The sequence below is a fragment of the Bradyrhizobium sp. genome (assembly GCF_016462955.1).
GTDB lineage: Bacteria > Pseudomonadota > Alphaproteobacteria > Rhizobiales > Xanthobacteraceae > Bradyrhizobium.
The window spans coordinates 8,005-15,535 of sequence record NZ_JAEMSD010000123.1 but is presented as its reverse complement, the minus strand read 5'-3'; the positions used below and the strand labels follow the sequence as shown (position 1 = coordinate 15,535).

Annotated in this window: 5 protein-coding genes; 4 read left to right on the top strand and 1 reads right to left on the bottom strand. The window is 65.2% G+C overall.

What is annotated here, in order from left to right:
* The coding region (locus tag JHD07_RS15210; protein WP_291623535.1) for a ribonuclease E/G at nucleotides 1-1,229 on the bottom strand (1,229 nt) is incomplete at its 3' end.
* Between the two features lie 720 nt (nucleotides 1,230-1,949).
* On the opposite strand from JHD07_RS15210, the gene JHD07_RS15205 reads away from it, so the two are divergent.
* From JHD07_RS15205 to JHD07_RS15190, 4 genes are all read left to right on the top strand, one after another.
* Nucleotides 1,950-3,245, top strand: a complete 1,296-nt coding sequence (locus tag JHD07_RS15205; protein WP_291623533.1) for an N-acetylmuramoyl-L-alanine amidase — start codon at nucleotides 1,950-1,952, stop codon at nucleotides 3,243-3,245.
* A 238-nt stretch (nucleotides 3,246-3,483) separates the two neighbouring features.
* Nucleotides 3,484-5,988: a penicillin-binding protein 1A gene (locus tag JHD07_RS15200; protein WP_291623531.1), complete on the top strand. Its 2,505-nt coding sequence runs from the start codon at nucleotides 3,484-3,486 to the stop codon at nucleotides 5,986-5,988.
* A 109-nt stretch (nucleotides 5,989-6,097) separates the two neighbouring features.
* Nucleotides 6,098-7,229, top strand: a protein-coding gene (gene prfB / locus JHD07_RS15195; protein WP_291623529.1) for a peptide chain release factor 2 whose coding sequence is annotated in 2 segments (ribosomal slippage) — nucleotides 6,098-6,166 and nucleotides 6,168-7,229 — 1,131 coding nt in all. Because the reading frame shifts where the segments join, the coding sequence is not laid out codon by codon here.
* A gap of 2 nt (nucleotides 7,230-7,231) precedes the next feature.
* The coding region (locus tag JHD07_RS15190) for an NAD(P)-binding domain-containing protein (RefSeq protein WP_291623527.1) at nucleotides 7,232-7,531 on the top strand (300 nt) is incomplete at its 3' end.

Sequence of the window (7,531 nt, the reverse complement as noted above, 5' to 3'; positions counted from 1 at the left end):
CCCATGCCCTCGGGCACGTCGAGATCCTGCACCACTTCCTTGAGGCGGGAGCGGTCCTGCGCGCTGGTGATCTTGCGGCTGATGCCGCCGCCGCGCGCGGTGTTGGGCATCAGGACGGCGTAGCGGCCGGCCAGCGAGAGGTAGGTCGTCAGCGCCGCGCCCTTGTTGCCGCGCTCTTCCTTGACGACCTGCACCAGCATCACTTGGCGGCGCTTGATCACCTCCTGGATCTTGTACTGGCGACGCGGACGGAAGGTGCGCTCCGGCACTTCCTCCAGCACGTCGTCGCCGCCGACGGATTCGACAACCTCTTCTTCGGCTTCCTCGTCCTCGTCCTCGTCGTCTTCGTCGTCCTCGCCGGCTGTTTCGGCATGCGAGGGTTCAGGGCTCGCGGCGGCGTAGACGGCATCGGCCGGCTCGGCGACCGACGTCACGGCGTCCGCCAGAGGCTCCGCATGCGCTTCCTCGGCGTGAGCTTCGGGGGCGGGGGTCTCGAAGGTCTGGACCGATTGTGGCTCGGCAACGGATTCGGTCGCAGGCTCGGGGCCGACTGCTGCGACGGGCGCAGCGGTCTCGTCGGCATGATCATGGCCGTCATGATCGCGCTCGCCCTCAAAACCGGCGGCGTCATGATCGTGGGCATGATGGTGCTCGTCACCCTGGGCGTGATGATGGTCGTCATGATCATGATCATGATCATGATCGCCATGATCGTGATCGTGGCCCTCGTGCTCGCCGTGATGCTCCGCATCGGCGTGCGGATGCTCGCCCTCGTGCAGCGCGCCTTCGACCGGCTGGGCGACCGGATCGGCGCCGGCGTCGAGGCCTTCGACGATGTCGCTGCGCACGCGCTCGCCCTGACCGCGGCGGCGGGCGTTGCGGTGGCGCGAACGGCGACGGCCGTGCGAGCGGTTCTCGCTCTCTTCCTCGGCCTCGCGATGGGCCTGTTCCTCGGCCTCGATCAGCGCCTGCCGGTCGGCGACCGGGATCTGGTAATAGTCGGGATGGATTTCGCTGAAGGCGAGAAAGCCGTGGCGGTTGCCGCCATATTCGACGAAGGCGGCCTGGAGCGAGGGTTCGACCCTTGTGACCTTGGCGAGGTAGATATTCCCGCGCAGTTGCTTGCGTTGCGCGGTCTCGAAATCAAACTCTTCGACGCGATTGCCGCGGACCACGACGACCCGGGTCTCTTCCGGGTGGGTGGCATCGATCAACATCTTGTTGGGCATGTCTTAACTCTTGGCGGCGACAGGCGCTAATCACCGTGGGCGCGATCTGCGCTGCCGGGTGATGCGACGGTCCACCTGATTCGGGGGTGAGGGGAAGGCCGAAACGCCGTCTCTCGCGCCTTGCCGAACCGGAAGCTTCAGGACCAAGGCGGCGCGCGGGATTGTCACTCCGCAGCGTCGCGAATGCTCCTTCAGATTTCGTCGGCACAGTCTGGCGCATCAAGCGTCGGCCCGTATGAAACATTGGGCGGCGAGGCCGCCCTTCAATCTTTGCTGCTGGCCAGGCACGGCGCGAGCGCGCTCGCCTTGGGGATCACGAACCGCTCCCTTGGGACCAAAGAACTTGGGACCAAGGAACCGGGTAATTGGTTACGCCGCTGTCAGAACTGTCCCGGCAACATGAGTGGTAACCCGAGACCGTCCACCGCCGGGGCTTGACCCCGCTCCACCTCGCTGCCGCGCACCGCGCTGGTCGTTGAGGGAAGCGGAAAACGCTGGAATTCCCAAACCTTGGGAGTTCCGGCGCTGCACCGGGAGGCTGAATGCGACACAACCGAAAATATCGGCCGTCAGCATTCCGTACATACGAGGAATGGGCCAGCCGTGCAAGGGAGCGTCGCACGGCGGTCACAGTCAGCGACTTTCGCGCGCCCGTCATTAAGGAGCGATTAACCCTGTGGTTCTATTGCGTTAAGAGAGCTGCTCGGAGGCACGGAATCAGTGGCGAGCCGCACAAATCGACGGGTGTTGCTGGGAGGCGGGCTGCTGTGCCTCGCGGCATTGCCGTGCGCTGATTCTTCTCGCCTGATTGCCGCGGAAGGCCAGCCGCAACCCACTGTTGCAGCGGTCAATTATCCAATCGCCTCGGCCGCCCGCCTGGCCGGCGACGGCAGGCAGACCCGCTTCATCCTCGATCTCGACCGGTCCGTCACCTTCCGCGCCGTCACGCTGGCCGATCCCTACCGCGTGGTCGTTGACGTGCCGCAGATCAATTTTCAGCTGCCGGCGGGTACCGGCGGCGGCGGGCGGGGGCTGGTCAGGGCGTTCCGCTACGGGCTGGTCATGCCCGGCGGCTCGCGAATCGTGTTCGACCTGACGGGGCCGGCGAAGATCGCCAAGTCCTATGTCGTCGAGGCCGCCAACGGCCAGCCGGCCCGGCTCGTGCTCGAAATGGAGGAGGTCGATCGTGCCGCCTTCGTGGCGTCGCTCGCCCCTGAAAGCCGTCCCGAGCTGCGGCCGGCGATCGCGGAGGCGCCACCCGCCACGGTTCCAACCGCGGCGGCCCCGGAAGCCGCGCAGCCGAAGGCCGACAGCCGTCCGGTGGTCGTAATCGATCCCGGTCATGGCGGCATCGACAACGGGACGCAGTCGAGCGGCGAGAGCGAGAAGAACCTGGTGCTGGCCTTTGGCCGGGCGCTCCGGGACAAGCTGGAGAAGGCCGGCAAGTACCGCGTGGTGATGACGCGCGATGACGACACCTTCATTCCCCTCGGCGACCGCACCAAGATCGCCCGCAATCACAAGGCGGCGCTGTTCGTCTCGATACATGCCGATGCGCTGCCGCGCGCAGAGGGCGATGCCCAGGGCGCGACCATCTATACGCTCTCCGACAAGGCCTCCGACGCCGAGGCCCAGCGGCTGGCCGATGCAGAGAACCGAGCCGATGCGATCGCCGGCTTCAACCTCGCGGAGGAGCCGACCGACGTCGCCGACATCCTGATCGACCTTACGCAGCGCGAAACCCGCACCTTTTCAAACCGTTTTGCCCGCCTCTTGATGGGTGAAATGAAGGCGACGGTGCGGATGCATAAGCATCCGCTGAAGTCGGCCGGCTTCCGTGTCCTGAAGGCGCCCGATGTGCCCTCTGTGCTGGTCGAGATCGGCTATGTCTCCAACAAAGCGGACCTCGAGCACCTGGTCTCCGAGGGCTGGCGGTCCAAGGCCGTGGGCTCGATGGCACAGGCGATCGACGCATTCCTGACCAAGCGGATGGCCACGGCCGGCAACGCGAACTGAAATCTCCCTGCCGCCCCAAAGGCCCTAGTTTGGCCACAGCGGACGCTTTATAAAAACGGCGCAGGGGGTTCCGGAATCGGCGAGAATCCCGTTCGGCAAGCGTCTTAAGTCCGGCCTTGATGTGATTGTGTAAGCCGGTGAATTCGCGACGAGAGGTTGGCGCCAGTTTGGGTGCCGGTTTTTAGGTCCATTGGGTCTGATACTGGGCTGATCCAGAGTTTGAACGGATAAACAGATAATGCGCTTGCTGGTGCGGTTCATGGGCTTCCTGTTCGCCGCGGGAACTGTGGTGTTCCTTGTCGGTGTCGGGGCCGTGGCAGGCCTGATCTGGCATTTCTCCAAGGACTTGCCGGATTACTCTCAGCTTCAGGATTACGAGCCGCCGGTGATGACCCGCGTGCACGCGGTCGACGGTTCGCTGGTCGGTGAATACGCCAAGGAGCGGCGGCTGTACCTGCCGATCCAGGCCGTGCCCAAGCTCGTGATCAACGCGTTCCTCGCGGCCGAGGACAAGAATTTCTACGAACATGGCGGCATCGACTACACCGGCATGGCGCGCGCGGGTCTGGTCTACATCCAGAACTACGGCTCCAACCGCCGTCCGCAGGGCGCCTCCACGATCACCCAGCAGGTCGCCAAGAACTTTCTGCTCACCAACGAGGTCTCCTTCGCCCGCAAGATCAAGGAAGCCTTGCTGGCGATGCGGATCGAAAAGACCTATTCGAAGGACAAGATCCTCGAACTGTACCTGAACGAAATCTATCTCGGCCTCGGGGCCTATGGCATCGCCGCCGCCTCGCTGGTCTATTTCGACAAGTCGGTGAACGAGCTCACGGTGGCGGAAGCGTCCTATCTGGCCGCGTTGCCGAAGATGCCGACGACCCTGCATCCGGTCCGGAACCGCGACCGCGCCATCGAGCGCCGCAACTACGTCGTCGACCGCATGCTGGAGAATGGCTGGATCAAGCAGGCCGACGCCGACAAGGCGCGCAAGGAGTCCCTGGGCGTCACCAGCCGTTCCAACGGCGCCCACACCTTCGCCGGCGAGTATTTTGCCGAGGAGGTCCGCCGCGACATCTTCGAGCGCTATGGCGAGAAGAAGCTCTATGAGGGCGGCTTGTCGGTCCGCACCACGCTCGATCCAAAAATCCAGGTCATGGCGCGCAAGGCCATGGTCACCGGCCTCGTCAACTATGACGAGCAGCAGGGCTATCGCGGCGCCATCAGCAAGCTCGACATTTCCGGCGATTGGGGGGTGAAGCTCGCCGAGATCAAGTCGCTCTCCGACATCTCGCCTTGGCGCATGGCCGTGGTGCTGGAGACCAGCGATCAGTCGGCACGAATCGGCTTCCAGCCGGGCCGTGAGCTCGGCGGCGCCGTGAGCAAGCAGCGCGAGACCGGCATCGTCACGGTCGACGGCGTGCGCTGGGCGCGGCCGCTGCAGGGCAGCACGAGAGGCAAGTCGCCGACTGCGGTGTCGCAGGTGCTCCAGCCCGGCGACGTCATCTATGCCGATCCGCTCTACAAGGACGGCCACCCCGTCGAGGGCCAGTACCGGCTTCGCCAGATTCCGGAAGTCTCCGGCGCGATGGTTGCGATGGATCCCTGGACCGGCCGCGTGCTCGCGATGGTCGGCGGCTTCTCCTTCGATCAGAGCCAGTTCAATCGTGCGACGCAGGCCTATCGGCAGCCGGGTTCGTCGTTCAAGCCGATCGTCTATTCGGCTGCGCTCGACAACGGCTACACGCCGTCGACGGTCGTGCTCGATGCGCCCATCGAAATCGACCAGGGGCAGGGCGCCGGCGTGTGGCGGCCGGAAAACTTCTCCTCGGGCAAGTTCCAGGGACCGGTGACGCTGCGCAATGCGCTGCGGCAATCGCTCAACACCGTGACGGTGCGCCTCGCGCAGGACATCGGCATGCCCTTGATCGGCGAATATTCCCGCCGCTTCGGCGTCTATGACGAGCTTCCGAACTATCTCTCCTACGCGCTCGGCGCCGGCGAGACCACGGCGATGCGCATGGTCACGGCCTATTCGATGCTCGCCAATGGCGGTCGCCGGGTGAAGCCGACGCTGATCGACCGCATCCAGGACCGCTACGGCCACACCATCTTCAAGCACGACCAGCGCGAATGCCGCGGCTGCGACGCGCCGGGCGGCTGGAAGAACCAGCCCGAGCCGCAGCTGATCGACCGCCGCGAGCAGGTGCTGGATCCCATGACCGCCTATCAGATCACGGAGCTGATGGAGGGCGTGGTCCAGATGGGGACGGCGACGGTGATCAAGGAAGTCGGCAAGCCGGTCGCCGGCAAGACCGGCACCACCAACGAGGCCAAGGACGCCTGGTTCGTCGGCTTCTCCCCTGACATCGCAGTCGCGGTTTACATGGGCTATGACAAGCCGCGTCCGCTCGGCAAGGGCAATGCCGCGACCGGCGGCCATCTCGCTGCGCCGATCGTGCGCGACTTCCTCAAGCTCGCGCTCGCCGACAAGCCCGCGGTTCCGTTCAAGGTGCCGGCCGGCATCAAGCTCGTCCGCGTCGTCGCCAAGACCGGCATGCGTGCCGGCCCCGGCGAGACCGGCGGAACCATCCTTGAAGCCTTCAAGCCGGGCACCGCGCCGCCGGACAATTATTCGGTCATCGGCGTTGCCGACGCCGACGGGCGCGGCATGCCGATGTCGCAGCAGCAGCAACCGGATTCAGGCTTCCTCATGCGGCCGGGTACCGGCGGGTTGTGGTAGGCCGCGGATAAGGCCGATGATCGCGGTTCGGGCGGTTGCGCTTTGCAGCCGCCGCCGCTACATCCCCATCTCGAATTGCACGCGGGATTCCGCGAGATCAGAGAACGACATGCGCGCCGAAATCGAACGGTTGGTAGAAGAGATCAAGCAGTCAGTCGGGCTGCTGAGGAGGCATCTTTGACGTCGAGAAATCGACGGCGCGCCTCGCTGAGCTGAACAAGCTCGCAGAAGATCCCAATCTCTGGAACGATCCCCAGAAAGCCCAGAAGCTGATGCAGGAGCGCACCTCGCTGGAGGATGCGCTCTCAGGCATCGGCAAGGTCGAGCAGGAGCTCGAAGACGACATCGGCATGATCGAGCTTGGCGAGGCCGAGGGCGATGACGGCGTCGTCGCCGAGGCTGAAGCTGCGCTGAAGAACCTCAAGAAGGAAGTGGCGCGGCGCGAACTCGAGGCGCTGCTGTCGGGCGAAGCCGATCGCTTCGATTCCTATCTCGAAGTCCATGCCGGTGCCGGCGGCACCGAGAGCCAGGACTGGGCGCAGATGCTGCTCCGCATGTACACGCGCTGGGCCGAGAACCACGGTTTCAAGGTCGAGTTCCTGGAAGAGTCCGAGGGCGAAGAAGCCGGTATCAAGTCGGCAACGATCCAGGTTTCCGGCCACAACGCCTATGGCTGGCTGAAGACGGAAGCCGGCGTGCATCGCCTCGTGCGCATCTCGCCGTTCGATTCCAACGCGCGGCGGCACACGTCCTTTTCGAGTGTTCAGGTTTTCCCCGTCATCGACGACAGCATCAAGATCGACATCAAGGAATCCGACGTCCGCGTCGATACCATGCGCTCGGGCGGCGCCGGCGGCCAGCACGTCAACAAGACCGAATCCGCAGTGCGCCTGACGCACATTCCGACCGGCGTCGCCGTGGTCTGCCAGGCCGGCCGCTCCCAGCACAAGAACCGGGCCCAGGCCTGGGACATGCTGCGCGCCCGGCTCTATGAGATCGAGCTGAAGAAGCGCGAGGAGAAGGCCGCCGCCGACCAGGCTGCCAAGACCGACATCGGCTGGGGTCACCAGATCCGCTCCTACGTGCTGCAGCCGTATCAGATGGTGAAGGATCTGCGCACGGGCGTGCAGACGTCCGATACCTCGGGCGTGCTCGGCGGCGATCTCGACGAGTTCATGGCCGCGACGCTGGCGCAACGTGCGTTCGGCACCACGACCGGCGACATCGAGGATGTGGACTGATCATGCGGCGCGTCGCCTTCATCGGACTTGGGCGGATGGGCCATGGCATGGCTGGCCGCTATCTCGAGGCCGGCTTCACGGTGACGCTGTGGAATCGCAGCAAGGCCAAGGCGGAAGACCTGATCGCGCGCGGCGCGCATTGGGCGACCTCGCCGGAGGACGCGGCGATCGATGCCGCCGCGGTCGTGACCATGGTCGCCGACGACGAAGCCTCGCGCGCGGTCTGGCTCGGGCCCAAGGGGGCGGCCAAGACGGCGAAGGCCGGCACCATCGCGATCGAATGCTCCACTGTTTCCCATGAC

Coding starts and splice junctions, on each gene's coding strand:
- JHD07_RS15200 (WP_291623531.1), top strand. CDS start 3,484: ATGCGCTTGCTGGTGCGGTTCATGGGCTTCCTGTTCGCCGCGGGAACT.